This is a genomic window from Rhodococcoides fascians NBRC 12155 = LMG 3623 (genome assembly GCF_001894785.1).
Taxonomy (GTDB): Bacteria; Actinomycetota; Actinomycetes; order Mycobacteriales; family Mycobacteriaceae; genus Rhodococcoides; species Rhodococcoides fascians.
The window spans coordinates 131,165-152,419 of the sequence record NZ_BCWW01000010.1 but is presented as its reverse complement, the minus strand read 5'-3'; the positions used below and the strand labels follow the sequence as shown (position 1 = coordinate 152,419).

Sequence of the window (21,255 nt, the reverse complement as noted above, 5' to 3'; positions counted from 1 at the left end):
ACCTAGTTGCATAGTCACCTCGTTGCATATATACTCTCGGATGTGGCTTTGGAACACGCGATTCTGGTCTCCCTCGCCGAGCTGAGCGGCTCGGGGTACGAGCTCGCCCGACGGTTCGACAAGTCCATCGGCTTCTTCTGGAGTGCAACTCACCAGCAGATCTACCGCACTCTGACGCGGATGGATGGAGCGGGCTGGATCACCGGCGAGGCAGTCGCGCAGGACGGCCGACCCGACAAGAAGGTCTATTCGGTCAGCGCTGCGGGCCGAGCCGAACTCGATCGGTGGATTGCTGCGCCGACCGATCCCTCGCAGCTTCGCGAAGAACTCGCAGTCAAGATTCGCGGAGCGGCCAACGGTGACATCGAAGCGTTGAAAGTCGAAGTCGCCCGCCACCGCGACGTACATGCCACCCGTCTCGACGTGTATCGACTGATCGAGAAGCAGGACTTTCCGACCCCCGCTGCCCTGACCGGTACCGCGCTGCATCAATACCTGGTGCTCCGCGGCGGGATTCGTGTCGAAGAAGGATTCACCGAATGGTGCACCGAGGTATTGGAGAAGCTGTGAAGACCGAGCAGACCACTGGTCCGTACCCGATTCTGTTGTCGCCGTTGGACGTCGGCGCAACCACGCTGAAGAACCGCGTGATCATGGGATCGATTCACACCGGCCTCGAAGATCGCGCCCGCGACACCGGCCGCCTGGCGGCCTACTTCGCCGAGCGGGCCCGCGGCGGAGTCGCACTCATCATCACCGGGGGTTACGCCCCCAATCGCACCGGGTGGCTGTTGCCGTTCGGGGCCAAGCTGACCAACCGCATCGAGGCCCGTCGGCACCGCCGGATCACCACTGCCGTGCACCGCGAAGGCGGCAAGATCGCGCTCCAGATCCTCCATGCCGGACGCTATTCCTACCAGCCGCTGAGTGTGTCGGCATCGTCGATCAAGGCTCCCATCAATCCTTTTCGGCCCAGGCGATTGACCTCGAGGGGTGTTCGCTGGCAGATCAGAAACTTCGTGCGGTGCGCCCGACTCGCACAGAGCGCCGGCTACGACGGCGTCGAAATCATGGGCGGCGAAGGCTACTTCATCAACCAGTTCCTCTCCGAGCGCACCAACAAGCGACGCGACGAATGGGGTGGTTCCGCGGAGAACCGTCGCCGAATGGCAGTCGAGATCGTGCGGCAGATCCGTGCCGCCGTAGGATCCGACTTTCTCATCGTGTTCCGGCTGTCGATGGCCGACCTCGTCGAGGAGGGCCAGAGCTGGAACGACATCGTCGCGCTCGCCGAGGACGTCGAGGCCGCAGGCGCGAACATCATCAACACCGACATCGGCTGGCACGAATCGCGGGTGCCGACCATCGTCACCTCCGTCCCCAGGGCGGCGTTCGCCGACATCACCGGCAAGCTCGAAAAATACGTGAGCATCCCCGTCGCCGCGTCCAACCGCATCAACATGCCCGAGATCGCCGAGAACATCCTCGCCCGCGGCGACGCGCAGCTGATCGCCATGGCCAGGCCGATGCTCGCCGATCCGTTCTGGGTCGAGAAAGCTGCCACCGATTCCGCGGATCGAATCAATACCTGCATCGCCTGCAACCAGGCCTGCCTCGACCACGCCTTCGTACACAAGAAGGTCTCGTGCCTGGTCAATCCCCGTGCGGGCCGTGAAATCGACCTGCAGTTGTTGCCGACGAAGAAGACCAAGAAGGTGGCAGTCGTCGGGGCCGGGCCCGCCGGACTGTCTGCGGCGCTCACCCTTGCGCAACGCGGACACGCCGTCAGCCTGTTCGAGGCCAGGAGCGAGATCGGCGGCCAATTCGGTATCGCCCGTCTGATTCCCGGCAAGGAAGAGTTCGCCGAGACCATTCGCTACTTCTCCACCGCTCTGCGCGACGCGGATGTTGCGGTACACCTCGATACTCGGGTCATCGCCGCAGAACTCGCCGCGGGCGAATTCGACGAGGTGGTCCTGGCCACCGGTGTCACTCCCCGGATGCCGCAGATCCCAGGTATCGATCACCCGTCCGTGCTCTCGTACGCGGAACTGGTACGCGACGGTAGGGCCGTCGGCGATCGGGTCGCGGTCATCGGTGCCGGCGGTATCGGCATCGACATCTCCGAGTTCCTCACCACCGACGCCTCCCCCACGCTGGACCTGAAGGAATGGAAGCAGGAGTGGGGAGTCACCGAGCCCGAGGCCGCGCCGGGCGCGTTGACCACCCCGGTGCCGGCCGCATCTCCTCGGGAGGTCTACCTTCTGCAACGCAAGCCGGGACGTATCGGGGCCGGTCTCGCGAAGACCACCGGGTGGGTCCACCGCGCAGCATTGAAAGCCAAAGGCGTGCATCAGCTTTCGGGGGTGAACTACGAGAAGATCGACGATGCGGGCCTGCACATCTCGTTCGGCGAAAAGCACGAACGCCCACGCTTGCTCGAGGTCGACACCATCGTGATCTGCGCGGGCCAGGAGTCGGTCCGGGATCTGGTCGACGAGCTGAAGGCAGCGGGTACCACCACGCACATCATCGGCGGTGCGGACGTGGCGGCAGAGTTGGACGCCAAACGGGCGATAGAGCAGGGCACCCGGCTCGCGGCCACGATCTGATCTGTCCGCTAGCCTGTCTCACCGTGAGCCTGCCCAAGCCCAGCCCCGATGCCCGCGCCGTCGTCACCGGAGCCTCCTCCGGTATCGGTGAAGCCCTGGCCACCGAACTCGCCACCCGTGGTCACTCGCTGATCGTCGTGGCCCGACGCGGCGAACTGCTCGAGGCGCTGGCCGCGAAGCTCACCGCCGAGCACGGCGTCACCGTCGAGGTGCGGGCGTCGGATCTGTCCAACCGCGAGCAGCGCCAGGAGCTGGTCACCGAGCTCTCCGAGCGTGAGATCTCGATCCTGTGCAACAACGCAGGCATCGCGACGTTCGGACCGGTGGCCGGGCTCGATCCCGCGTACGAGCGTGATCAGGTGGAGCTCAACGCCGTTGCCGTACACGACCTCACGTTGGCGGTCATGCCCGGCATGATCGGTCGCGGAGCAGGCGGCATCCTCATCACCGGTTCTGCGGCGGGCAACATGGCCATCCCCAACAACGCGACCTACGCCGCGACGAAGGCCTTCGTCAACACGTTCTCGGAGTCGCTGCGCGGTGAGCTCGCGGGCACCGGCGTCAACGTCACCCTGCTCGCTCCAGGCCCGGTCCGCACCGAGACACCCGACCCGGCCGATGCGTCGATCGTCGACAAGATGGTCCCGGACTTCCTGTGGATCGACAGCGCCTACACCGCGAAGCTGTCACTGGACGGCCTGGCGAAGAACAAGATGCGCGTTGTGCCGGGTCTGCTGAGCAAGGGCATGTCGGTCGCCGGGCAGTACAGCCCGCGCAGCATTTCGGCACCGATCATCGGCAGCTTCTACAAGAAGCTGGGCAACTAGTACCCGAATCCTGGTCGTTCTGCGGGCTCCACTCCCGACTGAGCAGGCTCAGCGCCGCCGACGTCGACCGGTTCCGAAGATGCTGCGCGAGATCTCGCGGCCGGCCGCTGACGCAGCCGATCGTAGGAAACTCTTGACCGCTGGGTTGCCCATGATGCGTTCCGCGGCGGACGGCCCGTCGGGCTCGTTCGGAGGTAGGTCCGGCAGGTCCGCAGGCAGGGGCGGGATGTCGAACTTCTCGGCCGGGGCGGGCACATCCGCCACCCGCGCGTTCATCCGCTCGTAGGCGGACTCGCGGTCGATGGTCTCCCGGTACTTCGCAGACAGAGTGCTCGACGAGGCGGCCGCCGCGATGGCGTCGTTGCCGATGGTGTCCATCAGTGAGCGAGGCGGGCGAATCTTCGTCCACGCCACAGGTGTCGGCGCACCTTTCTCCGAGAGCACCGTCACGATCGCTTCGCCGGTCCCCAGCGACGTCAGCGCCTTTTCGAGGTCGTACGCGTCGGTCTTGGGGTACGTGCGCACCGTCTTGTTCAACGCCTTCTGGTCGTCGGGGGTGAAGGCGCGCAGGGCATGCTGAATACGTGCACCCAGCTGTGAGAGCACGTCGTTGGGAACATCGGTGGGCAGCTGCGTGCAGAAGAAGACGCCGACGCCCTTCGAGCGAATGAGCTTGACGGTCTGTTCCACCTGCTGCAGAAAAGCCTTGGATGCATCGGCGAACAGCAGGTGTGCCTCGTCGAAGATGAAGACCAGTTTGGGCTTGTCGACATCACCGACTTCGGGAAGCGTCTGGAACAGGTCCGCGAGCACCCACATCAGGAAGGTGGAGAACATCACCGGGCGGGACGCCTGCGCCCCGAGCTCGAACAGTGTGATGACCCCTCTGCCGTCCGGTCCGACGCGCAGCAAGTCCTCGGTCTCGAGTTCCGGCTCACCGAAGAAGGTGTCGCCGCCGTCTGCTTCGAGGTTGACCAGTGCGCGCAGAATCACCCCTGCGGTCGCCGACGAGACCCCGCCGATGCCTTTGAGATCTGGCTTCCCCTCGTCACTCGTCAGGTGCATGATCACCGACCGCAGGTCCTTGAGATCGAGCAGGGCGAGCCCCTGGGAGTCGGCCCAGTGAAAGATCAAGCCGAGGGTGGATTCCTGAGTATTGTTCAGCCCCAACACTTTACTGAGCAGAATCGGCCCGAAGGCAGTGATGGTGGCACGGACCGGTACCCCGATCCCCTCGGTGCCGAGGGAGAGAAACTCCACCGGATGTCCGGCCGGAGCCCAGTCCGGAATCCCGGTATCGGTTGCTCGGCTGCGGATCTTCTCGTTGTCCTCGCCCGGCTTCGACAGGCCCGACAGGTCGCCTTTGACGTCGGCCATGACGACGGGAACGCCTGCTGCAGAAAGCTGTTCGGCAATACCCTGCAGCGTCTTCGTCTTACCGGTTCCGGTGGCTCCGGCCACGAGACCGTGTCTGTTCAAGGTCGCCAACGGGATTCGAATGCGGGCAGAAGGCTCGGTGACGCCGTCGAGTACTACGGTTCCCAGCTCCAAAGCGGCACCCGCAGAGGTGTATCCGGAAGCGATCTCCGCGGCCTTACCGGTCGCCGGCGATACCTGCCCTCGTTCCGCCGCGAGAGCCTCGGCTTCGGCCGCGTCGGCTGCAGCCATGGATTCGGCAGCCACCCGCGCGGCTTCCACTGCGGCAGCCTTGGCAGCCTTCGCCTTCTCTGCCGGGCTGAGCGATGGCGTCGGCTGCGTCGGGTCGACTGTCATGTCCGCGTCCTCCATGAACTGTGCTGATGCTGAATTGGCTCGATCGCCACCGCAAACCCTAGTGGCATCACAGCTCGCACTAGGGTGGAGCGTGTGCAGGACAAACTCGTGTGGATCGACTGTGAAATGACCGGCTTGGACCTGAGCAAGGACAAGCTGATCGAAATCGCGGCGTTGGTGACCGACAGTGAGCTCAACATCCTCGGAGAGGGTGTCGACATCGTCATCCACGCCGACGACGATGCGTTGGCGAACATGCCGGCCGTCGTCACCGACATGCATGCCAAGTCGGGCTTGACCGACGAGGTGCGCGCGTCGACGGTGAGCCTGGAGGAAGCCGAGCAGCGCGTGCTCGCGTACATCAAGGAGCACGTCCCGGTGGCCGGAACGGTTCCGCTCGCGGGAAACTCGATCGGGACCGATCGTGGATTCATCTCTCGCGACATGACCGCGCTCGACACCTACCTCCACTACCGAATGATCGACGTCAGCTCGATCAAGGAACTTTCTCGACGGTGGTACCCACGGATCTACTACGGGCAGCCGGCCAAGGGCCTTGCGCACCGCGCCCTCGCGGACATCAAGGAGTCGATCAAAGAGTTGCAGTACTACCGCCGGACGGCCTTCGTGGCTCCGCCGGGGCCCTCTACCAGCGACATCGCAGCAGTTGTTGCCGAACTCGACACGCAATCGGGGGCGGATTAGCAACCTCGGATTCAACCCGCTAGTATTGTCGACGCTGCTGATGGAGAGCCCGAAACGGTTCTGCGGACGCGTGCAATGGTGGGCGTAGTTCAGCTGGTAGAGCACCAGGTTGTGATCCTGGATGTCGCGGGTTCGAGTCCCGTCGCTCACCCCAAACGAAGAAGGCCGGTCTCCTCGCGAGACCGGCCTTTTTCGTGCATTCACTCCACCCTTCGCCAGGGTGTTCGAGCGGACGGTGCGTACCCACCCTGACCTCGAATTACGTTGTTGTAATTCACTTTTCGAGTTTCTTATGGGGTTTCTGTGACGTACGGTTACCAATGGCACTTTTGGGGAAGAAAAGTACCAACGTGATTCATGTGTTTTCTGCTACGTGAGTTCAGCGTGCCCCGAAGCGTCACCGAACATGCTCGACGCCCAGCTCGCACCCATCCGACGGGTGCACGGCGGGCAGAGACGAGGAGGCTTTTTCGTGGGTCGCAGAATGCACAGAGTCATAGCGGGTTCGATCTTGTCGGCAGCACTGTGCATCGGCACAACCGGCTTGCTCAGCCCAGCGGTGGCCACCGCTCAACCCACGATCGAATTGCCTCAGATCCCGATCCCCCAGCCCGATGCGCAGCAGCGGGCCGCAATACTCGCCGCGGTGCTCGACGCCACCGGTGTGCTCATCAACCAGGTCGCGGCGATCGTTCTCGACGGCGACGTGCTGTCGGTGCCGGATACCGCAACTCCCGCGGATGTACCCGAGATCGAACTTCCGAGTGCGCCGCCCACGGTGGGGCTCGGCGGTGCCGTGCTCCCGATCGACGCAGGCAAATATCGCATCACTTCGGGTTACGGCGGACGCAACAACCCGACTGGCAACGGCGCGCAGTACCACCAGGGTGTGGACCTGGCTGCCGACAGCGGAACCCCGATCCATGCGGTGACCGGCGGAACCGTAGTTCAGGCCGGAGACGCGGGCGACGGCTACGGCAAGCTCGTTCGGGTCAAGAGCGGAAACACCGAGACCTACTACGGCCATCAGTCCAGCCTCGCTGTGTCCGTCGGTGACGAGGTGGCACCGGGAGATGTCCTCGGGGCGGTCGGCAGCACCGGCAATTCGACGGGACCGCATCTGCACTTCGAGGTCCGCAACAACGGCTCGAGCATCGAACCGGTCGCGTACCTGAAGACACTCGGGATAGATCCTTCGCTCTACCAAACCCGCGATCGAAGCTGATCGACACCGATCAGACAGTGGTGGCGTTGCCCGCTTTCCACTCGTCCCACGGAATGTTCCAGTCGCCGAGACCATCGGTGCCCGACAACGTTCCACCGACGGTGTTCTTGACCACGACGATGTCACCGCGCTTGGTGTTGTCGTAGACCCACTTGGCGTTGGTCGGACTGAGGTTCAGACACCCGTGCGAGGCGTTGGAGTAGCCCTGCTGCCCAACCGACCACGGTGCGGAATGGAAGAAGATGCCGCTGTACGACATACGCGTCGCCCAGTCGACCGGGGTTCGGTACCCGGTGGACGAGTTGACCGGCACACCGTAGGTCGACGAATCCATGACGAGATGCTCGAATCGATCACCGATGATGTAGACGCCGTTGTCCGTCGGGGTGGAGTCCTTGCCCATCGACGTCGGCATCGTGATGACGTCCTGGCCGTTGACGTTGAACGTCACCTGCTTGGTGTTGTCGTCCGCAGTGGCAATGACCGCGTCGCCGATCGTGAACGACGTCGTCGCATTCTCCTGGCCGTAGATGTCGTCACCGAGATCACGCCCGTACACGTTGACGGCCACGTCGACCTTGGTGCCCGGTGCCCAGTAGTTCTGCGGTCGCCAGCGAACCTCTTTGTTGTTCACCCAGTAGAACGCACCTTCCACGGCCGGCGTCGTGGTGACCGTGATCGCATTCTGGGCAGCAAGCTTGTCGGTGATCGCCTCGTCGAACTGGACCGCGACGGGCTGCCCGATACCCACCACGTCGCCCGGGTTCGGCAGAACGTAGGGCTTGGTGAAATTGCCCGGCTGGCTGGTGGTGAAGCTCGACACCGTGCTCGATGATCCTCCGAGTCCGTACGCATCGGCCTGCACTCGATACTCGCGGTTGTAGCCGAGGGGTTCGGTGTTGGTCCACGACAGCCCGTCCGGAGCAATGGCTCCCGATACCGGCTCGCCATCGGGGTTGAGCATGGTGACCGAGGACAACTTGCCGTCGGCAACCGAGACGGTCACCGGGTCCGCCGGTGAGAATCCGACTGCTCCGTCGAGCACGCTCGCGGTCAGCTTCGGTTTCATCAGTTCGGTCATCGGATTGGAATCGATCGGAACGGAGGGTTCGGAGATGTCCGTCTGCGAGCTGCACCCGGACAGCACCGCCACCGAAGCGACAACTCCCACCGCGGCGAGAACGAATCCTCGAGACACCCTCATGAACACACCACTTCCCACTTCGAGCCCGACCCGGACGATTCTGCCAGCGCAGAATCCACACATTCCACTCGACAGCCCGTTCGACGAATAACGTTCGAGTACCAATCGCACTGCAGAAAGTTGGTGTTACCTCCCTGCCACACAGAGCGGTGCCGCGAACGCACATCACCGCCTCGTCCGACGCCCGGTGAGGACAACGTCATATCCGGCTAACCGATGTGTAATGGCCGCGCACACTGCACCGGGCACTGTGGAAGCCATGGTCACCACGGTGAAGACGCTCTGCGCATACTGCGGCGTGGGATGCGGCATGGTGCTCGAGGTCGGTGGGCCGTCGGCGGCGAAGTCCCAGTCGAGCTCCCGGTCGACGCTGCCGATCGGGCCCACGGTCACCAAGTCGGTCGGCGACAAGACCCACCCGGCGAACTTCGGCCGACTGTGCACCAAGGGAAGCACCACCGCAGACATGCTTGCCGCGCCGGGCCGCCTCGACAAGGCTCGGATTCGCCACCGGCGCGGTGACCGGCCGGAGAGTACGGACACCTCGGTGGCCATCACCGATACTGCCCGCAGGCTCCGCACGATCCTCGACGAACACGGACCCGATTCCGTTGCGCTGTACGTATCAGGGCAGATGTCGATCGAGGCTCAGTACCTGTCGAACAAACTGGCCAAAGGGTTCATCGGTACCAATCAGATCGAATCCAACTCACGATTGTGCATGGCCAGCGCGGGGACCGGCTACAAGCAGTCACTCGGAGCCGACGGTCCGCCGGGGTCGTACGAAGACTTCGACAACGCCGACGTGTTCCTCGTCATCGGCTCCAATATGGCCGACTGCCACCCCATCCTGTTTCTGCGAATGATGGACCGGGTCAAGGCCGGTGCGAAACTGATCGTGGTCGATCCGCGGCGCACCGCCACCGCCGACAAGGCGCACCTGCACCTCATGCTCGAACCGGGATCCGATCTGGCGCTGCTCAACGGCCTGCTGGCTCTGATCGTCGACAGCGGAAACACAGACCCTGACTTCATCGCCCAGTTCACCGACGGCTGGGACGCGATGCCGGAGTTTCTTCGCGACTACACCCCCGAGAAGGTCTGCGCTGCAACTGGTCTCGCCGAGGAAGATCTGCGTGCCGCAGCGGAGATGATCGGGACTGCAGAGAACTGGATGAGCTGTTGGACGATGGGACTCAATCAGTCCACCCACGGCACCTGGAACACCAACGCACTGTGCAATCTCCACCTGGCCACGGGTGCTATCTGCCGGACCGGAAGCGGCCCCTTCTCGTTGACCGGTCAGCCGAACGCGATGGGTGGCCGGGAAATGGGATACATGGGCCCCGGACTGCCGGGCCAACGGGCGGTCACCAACGACACCGACCGCGCGTTCGTCGAGCAGGCCTGGAAAATCCCGCCCGGATCACTGCGCACCGACGTCGGCGGTGGAACCATCGAGATGTTCTCGAAGTTGGCTGCGGGCGACATCAAAGCTTGCTGGATAATCTGCACCAATCCTGTTGCGTCCGTCGCCAATCGAACAACCGTGATCGACGGTCTCGAACGTGCCGAACTGGTGATCACCCAAGACGCCTTCGCCGACACCGAGACCAACCGATACGCCGATGTCATGCTGCCCGCTGCGCTGTGGACCGAGGCCCATGGCGTCATGGTCAACTCCGAGCGGAACCTCACGCTGTTCCAGCCGGCTGTCGAAGCACCCGGCGGAGCACTCCCCGACTGGAAGATCATCGCCGACATGGCCTGCGCTCTCGGCTATTCCGAGTCGTTCACGTACTCCAGTGCCGAAGAGATCTTCGAGGAGATCAAGCAGTTCTCGAACCCCGCCACCGGTTACGACATTCGCGGCGTCACCTACGACGGGCTCCGCGATGGTTCGATGCAGTGGCCGTGCCCGCCCGGGTCGACTACCACCAGACACCCCATCCGGTACCTCAACGACGGAGTGAGCCAAACCCTGCGGGTGTCGGAGGACGGCTCGATTCCTGCCCTGTCGTTCCCCACCGCGAGCGGTCGAGCGCAGTTTCTCGCCCGACCCGCCATGGCACCGGCCGAAATGCCGGACGACGACTATCCGTTCCTGCTCAACACAGGGCGACTCCCCCATCAGTGGCACACCATGACCAAGACCGGCAAAGTCGCGAAGCTGAACAAACTGAACCCCGGCCCGTTCGTGGAAATACACCCGAACGATGCGGGCCGGCTCGATCTGTCCGACGGCGATACCGTCGAACTGTCGTCGCGTCGAGGCCGTGCGGTACTGCCCGCCGTGGTCACCGATCGCGTCTTGCCCGGCGGCTGCTTCGCACCGTTCCACTGGAACGACGAGTTCGGTGAATCCCTGGCGATCAACGCGGTGACCAATGACGCCGTCGATCCCTACTCGCAGCAACCCGAATTCAAGGCCTGCGCCGTGTCGCTGACTAAAGTATCTGCTGCTCAATTGGATTCGCCCGATACGTCCGAGGACGTGCACGATCCGGTCGACGCTCTCGCCGTGTTGGTCGGCCGCCCGAGCCGACCCGCAGAACCTTTCACCGTCATCGAGCAAAGTTACATGGCAGGCCTGCTTGAGGGGCTTCGGACCGACGCAGGTCGCTCCGCGCCGGGAATCCCCACGTTGCCCGAACGGACCCCGCTGACTCCCGAGACGCACGCGTGGCTCGACGGTGTTCTCGCAGGCCTGTTCTCGCGCACTCCCTCGCCGGGCACCGAAGGAACCGCCGGGGACACCTCGTCGGCAGCGGGCAGACCACTGCTCCTGCTGTGGGCCTCGCAGACGGGAACTGCCGAGGAGTTCGCCCAGACCAGTGTTTCTCATCTGCGAGCTGCTGGGTCTGCCGTCACCGAACACTCCATGGACTCCTTCACCGCAGACCGACTACCGGCCGAGGCCGACGTGTTGATCGTCAGCAGTACCACCGGGGACGGCGAAGCACCCGACAACGGCGCAACCTTCTGGGAGAGCCTGACAACCGATTCGGTACCTGCACTGGACGGAATCCGTTACGCCGTGCTGGCGTTCGGCGACTCGAGTTACGCAGACTTCTGCGGGCACGGCCGCAAGATCGACGAACGCCTCGAGCAACTCGGTGCGCGGCGACTACTCGGCAGGGTCGACCTCGAGCCCGACTACGAGAACGAGGCCGCCGAGTGGCTCGACTCGGTGAGCGCGCTGCTGGCAGGTGACTCGCCAACGTCCGACCCCGCGACCGCGCCTGCGGCACCCGCACGTCGGCCTGCGGCCGCTGACGTAGAACCGCGGTACAGCAAGAAGTCGCCCCTCGTGACCACTCTCGTTCGGAATCGAGTGCTCACCGCACGCGGATCGCTCAAGGACGTCCGTCAACTCGGATTCCACCTTCCCGCGGGCACCCTCGAATACGAGGTGGGTGACGCACTCGGGGTCTGGCCTCGCAACAGTGACCAGTACGTGCAGGAGTGGCTCAGTGCCACCGGACTCGACGGTGACGCCGTCGTCGAACTGGCCGAGCACGGTGAAATGCCGCTCCGTACGGCGTTGGGTCGGCACCTCGAGATCGCCCGTGCCACACCGGATCTGTTGAAGTTCGTACACCGGCGTACCGCGGACGACGACCTCGAGGCCATGTTGCATCCGGACAACAGACACACGCTCGCCGACTGGATGTGGGGACGGCAATCGATCGATGTACTTGCCGCACATCCGGTTCGCGCGTCGGTGGACGATTGGCTCGGCGTTCTCAAGCCGTTGCAGCCGCGTCTGTATTCCATCTCGTCGAGCCCGAAGGAGAATCCCGAGGAGGTGCAGGTGACCGTCTCGGCTGTGCGATACAACGTGCACGGTGTCGCTCGACGCGGGGTGTGCTCGACGTATCTGGCCGACCATGCCGCCAACCATGACATCGGGATATTCGTACAGAAATCGACCCATTTCAAACCGCCCGAGGATCCCGCCACGCCGATGATCATGGTCGGTCCCGGCACCGGCATTGCACCGTTCCGGGCGTTCCTGCACGAGCGGCGCGCGCTCGGGCACACCGGCCCGAACTGGCTCTTCTTCGGCGAACAGCACGCGGACACCGACTTCTACTACCGCGACGAACTCACCGCGATGCTGAGCGACGGGTCGCTCGACCGTCTCGACGTCGCCTTTTCCCGGGATCAGAAGGACAAGGTCTACGTGCAGGATCGCATGCGTGAACACGGCAGCGAGCTGTGGAACTGGATTCACCGAGGTGCCCACTTCTATGTCTGTGGCGACGCGTCGAGAATGGCCAAAGACGTGGATGCGGCCCTGAAAGGCGTGGTCGCACAGCACGGGAAACTGGCCCCGAGCAGCGCCGAGGCGTACGTCAAGGCTCTCGCTGCGGAGAAGCGGTACGTGCGCGACGTCTACTGATCCGCAGCCACCAGCGGCGGGACAGTGCGCAGGAGGAAGGCGATTTGGTCTGCGACCACCTGCTCGAAGTCAGCACCGAGATAGATGTCGAAATGGCCTGCGTCGTAGGTTTCGATCTCGCCGAGCGGGGCTGTCCGGGCGTATCGCAGGGTGGCCTTCGCCGGTGCCACAGAATCCGTGTTGCAGACGACGAAGAGTATCGGGCAGCGGACGTCCTTCGCTCGACGTCCGGGCCGATGGCGCACGATCTGCAGCGCGAAGCGGGCGGCAACCCGATTGTGGAACGACTCGTCGGAGTCCGGAGCGAGCGCGAGGTACCCGTCGTAACTGTCGGGTGACGTCATCAATGCGGTAGTCCCCGGTCGTCCGGCGGTCGCCACCATCACCGGCGGCCGCCCGATCACCGATCCCAGCAGATCGCACACAGCCCGCACGGACAGTTTGACCGAGGTCCATGTGTTCGAAGCGAGCCCGGAGGCAATGCCGTCGGTGAACGGACACTGCGCGACCACCGCGGCGACACGCTGATCCCGTGCTGCCGCGACGATGACGTGGCCACCGCCGAACGACGAGCCCCACAACACGATTCGCGAACCGTCCACGTCCTGCCGACCCCGGGCGCACGCGATCGCTGCCGCCCAGTCCTGCAACTGGGACTCGATATCGAGCAATTGTCGCGGTCGCCCGCCACTGTCTCCGAAGTACCGATAGTCGAACACCAGGCACGCGTAGCCCTCGGCGCGAAATCGTTCTGCGTAGGCGTCGAGTCGCATTCCCCGGGTTCCGCCGAGACCGTGCGCCACCACGATCACCGGGGCCGGCTCGGTGCTGTCGGGCAGGTACAGCCACGCCGCACAGTCGACGCCGTTCGAGTCGAACGTGATGTCCTTACGATCAGGGACCGCGCCCCCCGGCTGCGAATTCATGGGCGAACCATAGCCCACGAACACCGGCAGCGGAATCGATCGTTCTACGGTGCCGAATGTTCCGCGGCGTAGGCATCGACGCGACCGTAGGCGTTCTTGGGGGTCCAGTCTCTGCGAACCAAGCCGAAGTTCTGTTCGGTGTCGGCCGTGTCGGACCCGGCGTCTCGGAGACTGTAGACGTAAGCCGGTCCGAGCCAATCGTTGCCGAGGACGGCGTCGAGAACGATCCCGATGCTGTCCGATTGCACCTGCTCGCTGACGCTGTTGGGGTTGGTCCCGGTCGGTGCGCCGAATTCGGTGATCCAGATCTGTTTGCCACTGTCACCGCCGGCAACCATGGTGTCTCGCATCGACCACATCTTCATGGCGGTGTTCCATGACGCTGTGCTGGGGTCGTTGGGTAGGTACGGCCACGTGTAGGGATGCACGTTGAAGGCGTCGAAGTACTTGTTGGATCCTTGCGCGTACATCTTCGACAGGAACGACGTGCCCGCGATGTTGCCGTTCGTGTCCTCGGACGGTGCCATCCCACCGACGAGCACGGTCGAACCGGGCTGCACCTGTTTGATCGCCGTGTAGGCCGCTCGAAGCAGCGCCGAGTACGCCGTGACGTCGGGAACGGGCTTGAAGAACGTCACGATGTTCGGCTCGTTCCATACTTCCCAGATCTTGATGCGGTTCTGGTACCGCTGAACCACCGTCTTGGCGAAAGCCGCGTAAGTGGACGGGTTTGCAGGACGGGAGTGAGAATCGTTGACCGCGGCAGCTACTCGCGCCCATCTGGGGGTGTAGGCGATGATCCCGTGCGGGCACATCCCGTGGGCCACGACGGCATCGATCACTCGGTCCGTTCGACTCCAATCGAAAGCGCCCCGTGTCGATTCGATTGCGGACCAATCGATGTCGAGACGAACCGCGAAGGCTCCCGCGGCTTTGGCAAGCGTCAGTTCGCGATCCAGATCTGCTGGGGAGAGGCTACCTATCGACGCGCCCGGCGAGACTCCGATCCGGATGGCGTCGGACTGCCCGCCACAGTTCACCGGACCGGCCTGAGCCCGCACGACGGGAGCTGCACCCACTGCCGGCGTCGCAGCGAACGGCAACACCAGAGCCGCAAGAACGGCCATCACCCGCAGAGGAGCATTTGCTTTCATCCGCGGGATGATAGCAACACCGGTAGGCGATCTTCGCCGAAACGGATTGTCATACGCTTTGTGGCAATTACGGCAGCGATTCGCGATCGAGCAGAATTCGACCCCGCAGTCATCGGTAGGAAGACATTGCCTGTACTACCATATGCCCAATGACAACAGGATTTCCCGGTTTCGACGAGCGTCTCAACGAGTTACTCGCCCGGCAGGCGGAGAAATCCGGCCTCGGGACCGATGAATTCATTCGACGAGCTGTCGTCGATCGCCTCGTTCGCGAACTGTCCGACGATCAGGATTCCGACGTGGGTGCGTTGCTGCGGGCTTTGCAGGCCGCTTCGGAGAAGGGCGTCGAACCGGCCGAGGTGACGCGGGCATTCGGTACGCCGATCGACGACCCCGAGAGGCTGGCAGCAGTGACTCGGACAGGGTTGATGGACACCGGATCCGACTCCGGCTACGACCGGATCGTCGCGATGGTCGCCGATGCATTGAGCGCTCCGTCTGCCGCATTCTCGCTTCTCGACGACAAGCGTCAGTACTTCAAGAGTGCACTCGGACTGCCGTCGGAACTCGGTGGCGCGCAAGAGGTTCCTCTCGAAGCGTCCATCTGCCGTTATGCGATCGATCTAGGCCAGCCGCTGGTGGTGGAAGACGCGAGACTCAACGACGCCCTCAAGGATCATCCGTCGGTCCAGAGCAACCTGTTTGTTTCCTACCTCGGAGTTCCGCTCACCGACGATGACGGCCATTCCGTCGGAACCCTGTGCGTGTGGGATCGACAGCCGCGGCAGTGGACCACCGGCCACGTTCAGATACTGCAGGACTTGGCCTGGATTATTCGCGAGCGAGTTTTCGAATAAGGGGCGCTTTCCCCGACAAGTATTAGCATTTTCGACCTACAACCGACTTTGAGTTTTTTTCGTGAAGTCGACCGGGTGTCCACTTTCGTGGCGGTATACATTAATTGGGATATTCAGGACCGACCTCATTCGAAACTAACCACCGGAAGAAGCCGTGCCCGAAACACTGGAATCACCCCACGCTCGCCCGCGGGCTGCCGAGCCCGACGTCGTCGTAGCCCGTCGCACACTCGCGGACCGACTACGGGTCGATCCGCTGAACACCGCCGTCAATGTTGCGGTCGACGTGTTCGGTGCCGCGGTCGCAGTTACCGGAGCGCTGCTGTGGTATTCGGGCAGTCTCGTCGACACCGGCTGGCTGCCATGGCTCTTCCTCCCGCTGCTCATCGGAATCATGGCGGGCAAGTCGATGTACAGGCGCAGCCTTCGTCGCAACTTTCTCGACGAGATCGGGCCTGCCGAAACGGCTGTTGCATTCGCTGCGCTCGCGTTGATGGTCGTGATGTTCCTGGCCGACACCGAGTACCGGCCCAGCGCGGTCGTGTTGCGACTGTGGCTGCTCAGCGCATTCACGATTGCGATCGTCCGGCTCGTACGCATCGTCGTCCAGCGCGTGATTCGCACCAAATTCGGATCGGCAGCACCGACCATCGTGCTCGGCAACGACCCGATCGCGCATCAACTCGTCTCTCGCACAAGACAATTTCCTGAGTACGGTCTTGTTCCGGTCGGTTACGTAGGAGAAATCCCCGTCGCCGACGTCTCATCGGGAGGCGAGCTGCCCGATCTGCCGCACCTGGGACTGCCCAGCGATTTGGAGGCAGTTGCGCGCAGGACCGGTGCGGAGGAGCTGATAGTGGCATTCGCTCCGACCGAAGACCAAGTGTTGGTCGGTGCGATCAGGACTGCGCACCGGCTCGGAATGCGAGTGTGGGTGGTACCCAGGCTGTACGACGCCGTCGGCGTCAACACTCGTGTCGAGCACATCGGCGGCCTGCCGCTGATGGTGCTGCCGCACGTGAACCCCAAGGGTTGGCAGTTCGCCCTGAAGGGTGTACTCGATCGAGTTCTGACGGCAATCGGACTCCTGCTGCTCTCCCCCGTCTTCCTGACGCTGATGCTGCTCGTGCGCCTGAGCTCCCCCGGCCCGATCTTTTTCGCGCAGGAACGAATCGGCCGCGATGGGCTGCCGTTCGACTGCCTGAAGTTTCGGTCCATGCGGCCTCCACGGGCATCCGACGCGGCGTTCGAGCGGAAGGCCGGGGACGCACCAGGTGGCGTCGAGGGTGTCGACCGGAGAACGCGTATCGGCAAAATCATGCGACAGACCTCGTTGGACGAGCTGCCACAGCTGCTCAATGTCCTTCGTGGCGACATGAGCTTGGTCGGCCCCCGGCCGGAGCGGCCCGAGTACGTGGACCTGTTCGAGATGCAGATCCGTCGGTACGGTGAACGGCACCGGGTCAAGGCCGGTGTGACGGGATGGGCTCAGGTGCACGGCCTTCGGGGCCAGACGTCCATTGCCGACCGCGCGGAGTGGGACAACTACTACATCGAGAACTGGTCCATCTGGCTCGATGTCAAGATCCTGTTTCTCACCTTGCTCGCCGTTCTGAAACGCGCCGAGGACTGATCGTGGTCTACGCCGAACACCGCCACGTTCGGGTGACCCCGTGACCACGTACGTTGCGCTTGCTTTCGGCGCAGCGCTGGTCCTCGCGCTCGGCTGCGCGGTGGCATCGGCGATCTACCGCCGCCCACAACGTGGAGTGTTGCTGTTGGCGGGATTGGTTCCACTGCACGGACTTCTGGTTCTCGTTCCCCTTCCCGGGGTCGTGTCGGGCTGGAAGGAAGGCCTTGTCGTCTTCACCGTTCTGTGTGCGTGGCTACGCCGACCACGACAAGTTCCCGGCTCGCCTGCTCGGGTGTTCGTGCCGTGGTGGCCGGCCGCTGCGGTGTTCGTCGTGTTCGGCAGCCTGTCTGCATTCGCCACGTTCGGAATAGTCGGTCTGTTCGGTATCAAGGTCACCTTCTTCTACGTTCTGCTGGTTGTGGTCATGTGGCTCGCGCCGTTCGACGCCAGGGACCGTGACCACCTCGTCTCGGTTCTGATGGGCATGGGTGTGTTCACGTCTGTCGTTGGCATCGCTCAACTGGTGGCCGGGCCCGCCGCACTGGTATCGCTGGGTTACGAATACGGCACGCAGGTCCGAACATCGGGCGGGCTACTGCGCACGTTCAGCACGTTCAACCTGCCGTTCCCATTCGGGCTGTACGTGATGTTGGCGCTGCTCGTCGGTGGTGCGGTCGCTTTGGCCGATCCGCGCCGTCGGCGAAACCTGTTGTTTCTGTGCGCGTCTCCGATGATGGTGGTCGCGATGTCCAGTTCGATCGTGCGTGGAGCGATTCTCGGACTCGCGGTCGGGGTCATCTACTTGATCGCCGTGCGTTTTCGATACCTTGCCGCGCCGTTTGCTCTGGCAGCACTGGCCGTCGCCGTCACGGTCCCCTTCGTACCCAAGATCACGTCGGTCTTCTTCTCGTCCAGCAGTCTGGGTCAACGCGGTGACGGTTGGGCCAATATCATCGCCAGCATCCTGATTCATCCCTTCGGCACGGGTCTGGGATCGAGTGGGTCTGCCGCAGACCGCATTTCCACCGCCGAGGGCCGAGCGTTCACTCAATCTGGACTCTCGACCAATTACCAACCCGACAATTACTACGTGAAGGCCCTGCTCGAACTGGGGCCGATCGGCCTCTGGGCGGTGGTGGCACTGTTGGTGACGTCGTTGCTGTGGTGCACACGCCTGTCCCGGGCACTACGGGGCGACGACGGGTCGCTCGCTCTCGGCGTCGGCGCATCGATCGTCGCTGCCGTGTTCGCCAGTCTGGTCTCCACGTATTTCGAGATCTTTCCGATCGATGTCTATTTCTGGCTCTTGTTAGGAGTGGTGGGATGCGCAGCAGCGCAACACGAATCGTCTTCGGGGCGCTCGCCCTCAGGCCCGGCGGAAGTGGAGTACAGACCTACATTCGCGAGCTCCTGAACGAGCTACCGCATCGTCTGCCCGACGCCGATCTCACCGCGGTGGTGCAGCGCGACGCCGTCGGCGAGCTGCCACCCTCGGTTCGGGCGATGGAACGGCCTGTCACCAGCGGTGCGGCTCGGGCGGTGCTCGGCGCACTCCCCGTCGGCCGGTGCGATGTCGTACACGGCCTGGACGTCGACCTTCCGTTTGTCACCAAGGCCTTCACAGTCGCCACGGTGCACGATCTTTCGGTCATCGACATGCCGTCGGCCTCCAGTAGATTTCGCGCGCTCGGTGAACAGAGACTGGTGCGGCGAGCTCTGCGCCGTGCCGATCTGCTCATCGCTGTCTCGCAATTCACCGCCGACCGGATCAAGGCCGTCAGCGGCCGCGACGCCACCGTCGTCGGCCTGGCCCCCGCAGCGTGGGCAGAAGTCCCCACCGACAGCCGAGTGGACGCTGTTCGGTCCAAGTACGACCTACCGGACCGTTTCGTCATGCAGGTCGGAACGGTGGAGCCTCGCAAGAACGTTCAGCTGGTGGCCGACGCAGCGGAGAGTCTGGGTATCCCGTGTTTGCTGGCCGGAGCCGGCTCGACCGGTCCCCACGCTCCCCGCAATTCCCGCGGGCTCGGGTACGTCGATGTCGAGGACCTGCCTGCCCTCTATGCAGCTGCGACCGTCACCGCGTACGCCTCTCGCTACGAGGGCTACGGGCTCCCACCCGTCGAGGCCATGGCCTCGGGCGGCGCGGTCGTCGCCAGTGCAGTCGGTGCCCTCCCCGACGTCGTCGGCGACGGTGCCGTGCTCGTCGCATCGGAGAACGTGGACGACTGGGTGCACGCGATGAAACCCATCGCTTTCGACGCGGATGCACGCGCAGCCCTCGTCGGCGCGGCAGCCGACGCCTCTCGCGAGATCAGTTGGCGTCGAACGGCTGAGCTCACTGCCGACGCGTATCGAGCCGCGGGCGTGGTCTGATGTCGGACGAGCTCGCGCTCGACGGCACCGAGCAGCCCCCGGACTACCGCGCGATCGCAGCGGATCCGAAGGCCGCAGCCAAGGCGACAATCGCCGTTCTGATCAGCAGAGTGATCATCGCGGCGCTGGGCTGGGTCGGCAGTGTCGTCGTCGCGAGGTCCCTCGGCGCGGACGAGTGGGGCCAGTTCAGCTTCGTCTTCGCACTGCTGGGCCTGATGTCCGTCGTCACCGACCTGGGAGTCGGACGCGTCGTGCTGGCGAAATTGATGGACGACGATCCCGAGGAAATCGGTCGAACCGCGTCGTCGTTTCTGGCCCTGCGTACTGCCCTCGGACTCGTGGGTTACGTACTCGCCGTGGCATACGTTCTCCTGCTGCAGTATCCGAGCGAGGTGGTCCTCGCGACGGTGCTGGGTGGACTGGTGGTCGTGTTCGCCACACCGGGCCACGCCTTGAGCGTCCTCTTCCAGAGTCGTCACCGGCTGATCCTGGTGGCGGTGGCCGAAAGTGCCGGTCAGGCAATCCAGTTGGCCTTGACCGTGTTGGCGGCCGTGCTCGCTCCCACCCTGCTGATCTTCGTGCTGCCGGCTGTGGTCAACGAAGTGTTCAAACTGATCACCAAGGGGTTCGGCATAGGCAACCGTTCCATGGGGTTGCGACCGTCGAGGCACATCGAGGTGCGCCGCTGGGGTCCGTACCTGAGGGAGGCCGTGCCCCTCGCCATCGGCTTCGCCCTCACCATTGCCATGCTCAAGATCGACATGCTGATGCTCAGCCTCCTCGACACGTTCGAGGCCGTCGGTCTGTACTCGATCGGCTACAAATTTTCCGACATGATCGACACCTTCGTATTGGCGGCAGTGGCACCGATCAGCACCCTGCTCGTGGCGTCGTGGCCTCACGACACCACTGCATTTCGAGCGCGCACCCGTTCGGCCGCACTGCTGTTCGCAGTCTTCGGTGCAATGGCCGTGGCAGCATTCGTACCGTCGGCCGAGCCGTTGATCGGCCTTTTGTATGGCGACAGATTCGTGGACGGAGCACACGCGGCCCGGCTGCTCGTCATCGGCGCGGCACTGATGTCGTTGGTGATGCTGGGCATCTTTCTGCTGGCCTCGGCCGGGATGCAGCGTCACTACCCCGTGGTTGCGTTGGTCGGCCTGGCCCTGAACATCGGGTTGAACCTCGTGCTGATCCCACGGATGTCGTACGACGGAGCTGCCATCTCCACGGTCGCGACGATCGGAACCACCCTCGTCCTGCTGTGGATCGTGATAGCGCGAAGCATGCCCATCCCCAGACTACTTCCGGTGCAGTCCCTTTCGGTCGTCGTCGTGATCACCGCGGCCGCCACCGTCGGCGGCTGGCTCCTGGTACAGCACTACCCCGGCCTGTGGCTGCTCGTATCCGTCGGGGCGGCATTACTGGTCGCGACCTCGCTCGCCGCGTTCGTTGCCATCGGAGTCGTCGAGTCACCGATGCCGGGATCAGCCGAGAAAGGACGACACCGTGCGCACGTGCAGTGAGAAGCGGACACACAACAGACGAATCACCCGAT

Annotated in this window: 15 protein-coding genes and 1 tRNA gene; 12 read left to right on the top strand and 4 right to left on the bottom strand. The window is 63.8% G+C overall.

What is annotated here, in order from left to right; all coding sequences use genetic code 11:
* Positions 1-42: 42 nt before the first annotated feature.
* Genes RFA01S_RS20675 through cmrA form a run of 3 tightly spaced genes read left to right on the top strand, consistent with a single transcriptional unit; the run spans position 43 to position 3,439 of the window.
* Positions 43-570, top strand: a complete 528-nt coding sequence (locus RFA01S_RS20675) for a PadR family transcriptional regulator (RefSeq protein ID WP_032406774.1) — start codon at positions 43-45, stop codon at positions 568-570.
* Positions 567-2,612 (top strand): NADPH-dependent 2,4-dienoyl-CoA reductase, encoded by a 2,046-nt coding sequence (locus RFA01S_RS20670; protein WP_032406775.1) that lies wholly within the window; start codon positions 567-569, stop codon positions 2,610-2,612. Before RFA01S_RS20675 ends, RFA01S_RS20670 begins: the two co-directional genes overlap by 4 nt.
* A gap of 23 nt (positions 2,613-2,635) precedes the next feature.
* Positions 2,636-3,439 carry a mycolate reductase gene (gene cmrA, locus RFA01S_RS20665; protein ID WP_032382720.1) on the top strand — a complete coding sequence of 268 codons (804 nt, stop codon included), beginning with the start codon at positions 2,636-2,638 and terminating at the stop codon, positions 3,437-3,439.
* Between the two features lie 48 nt (positions 3,440-3,487).
* Here the strand turns inward: cmrA and RFA01S_RS20660 are convergent, their stop codons facing one another.
* Complete coding sequence (locus RFA01S_RS20660) at positions 3,488-5,212, bottom strand: helicase HerA-like domain-containing protein (protein WP_032406856.1); 1,725 nt, start codon at positions 5,210-5,212, stop codon at positions 3,488-3,490.
* Between the two features lie 93 nt (positions 5,213-5,305).
* On the opposite strand from RFA01S_RS20660, the gene orn reads away from it, so the two are divergent.
* The 3 genes from orn to RFA01S_RS20645 all read left to right on the top strand — a co-directional run bounded on the left by orn (position 5,306) and on the right by RFA01S_RS20645 (position 7,142).
* On the top strand, positions 5,306-5,917 hold the full coding sequence (gene orn, locus RFA01S_RS20655; RefSeq protein WP_027497616.1) for an oligoribonuclease: 612 nt from the start codon (positions 5,306-5,308) through the stop codon (positions 5,915-5,917).
* Positions 5,918-5,995: 78 nt separating this feature from the next.
* A tRNA-His gene (locus tag RFA01S_RS20650) sits at positions 5,996-6,071 on the top strand.
* A gap of 330 nt (positions 6,072-6,401) precedes the next feature.
* On the top strand, positions 6,402-7,142 hold the full coding sequence (locus tag RFA01S_RS20645) for a M23 family metallopeptidase (protein ID WP_205912818.1): 741 nt from the start codon (positions 6,402-6,404) through the stop codon (positions 7,140-7,142).
* Positions 7,143-7,152: 10 nt separating this feature from the next.
* Here the strand turns inward: RFA01S_RS20645 and RFA01S_RS20640 are convergent, their stop codons facing one another.
* The gene (locus RFA01S_RS20640; RefSeq protein WP_032370364.1) at positions 7,153-8,346 is read right to left on the bottom strand and encodes a L,D-transpeptidase; all 1,194 of its coding nucleotides are present in this window, start codon (positions 8,344-8,346) and stop codon (positions 7,153-7,155) included.
* 223 nt (positions 8,347-8,569) lie between these two features.
* On the opposite strand from RFA01S_RS20640, the gene RFA01S_RS20635 reads away from it, so the two are divergent.
* Positions 8,570-12,751 (top strand): bifunctional nitrate reductase/sulfite reductase flavoprotein subunit alpha, encoded by a 4,182-nt coding sequence (locus RFA01S_RS20635; protein WP_052060568.1) that lies wholly within the window; start codon positions 8,570-8,572, stop codon positions 12,749-12,751.
* On the opposite strand, the gene RFA01S_RS20630 is transcribed toward RFA01S_RS20635, so the two are convergent.
* Together RFA01S_RS20630 and RFA01S_RS20625 are read right to left on the bottom strand one after the other, a co-directional pair.
* On the bottom strand, positions 12,745-13,677 hold the full coding sequence (locus RFA01S_RS20630) for an alpha/beta hydrolase (protein ID WP_032368227.1): 933 nt from the start codon (positions 13,675-13,677) through the stop codon (positions 12,745-12,747). The genes RFA01S_RS20635 and RFA01S_RS20630 overlap by 7 nt on opposite strands.
* Positions 13,678-13,721: 44 nt before the next feature.
* On the bottom strand, positions 13,722-14,831 hold the full coding sequence (locus tag RFA01S_RS20625; protein ID WP_032390920.1) for an endo-1,4-beta-xylanase: 1,110 nt from the start codon (positions 14,829-14,831) through the stop codon (positions 13,722-13,724).
* 149 nt (positions 14,832-14,980) lie between these two features.
* Between RFA01S_RS20625 and RFA01S_RS20620 the strand changes: the two genes are divergently transcribed.
* From RFA01S_RS20620 to RFA01S_RS20600, 5 genes are all read left to right on the top strand, one after another.
* Positions 14,981-15,688 carry a GAF domain-containing protein gene (locus RFA01S_RS20620; RefSeq protein ID WP_032370195.1) on the top strand — a complete coding sequence of 236 codons (708 nt, stop codon included), beginning with the start codon at positions 14,981-14,983 and terminating at the stop codon, positions 15,686-15,688.
* 154 nt (positions 15,689-15,842) lie between these two features.
* Positions 15,843-17,321 carry a sugar transferase gene (locus tag RFA01S_RS20615; protein ID WP_230592964.1) on the top strand — a complete coding sequence of 493 codons (1,479 nt, stop codon included), beginning with the start codon at positions 15,843-15,845 and terminating at the stop codon, positions 17,319-17,321.
* A 40-nt stretch (positions 17,322-17,361) separates the two neighbouring features.
* Positions 17,362-18,735: an O-antigen ligase family protein gene (locus tag RFA01S_RS20610; RefSeq protein WP_032406776.1), complete on the top strand. Its 1,374-nt coding sequence runs from the start codon at positions 17,362-17,364 to the stop codon at positions 18,733-18,735.
* The gene (locus tag RFA01S_RS20605) at positions 18,645-19,697 is read left to right on the top strand and encodes a glycosyltransferase family 4 protein (protein WP_032370193.1); all 1,053 of its coding nucleotides are present in this window, start codon (positions 18,645-18,647) and stop codon (positions 19,695-19,697) included. Before RFA01S_RS20610 ends, RFA01S_RS20605 begins: the two co-directional genes overlap by 91 nt.
* Complete coding sequence (locus RFA01S_RS20600) at positions 19,697-21,223, top strand: flippase (RefSeq protein ID WP_032370192.1); 1,527 nt, start codon at positions 19,697-19,699, stop codon at positions 21,221-21,223. Before RFA01S_RS20605 ends, RFA01S_RS20600 begins: the two co-directional genes overlap by 1 nt.
* Positions 21,224-21,255 lie beyond the last annotated feature (32 nt).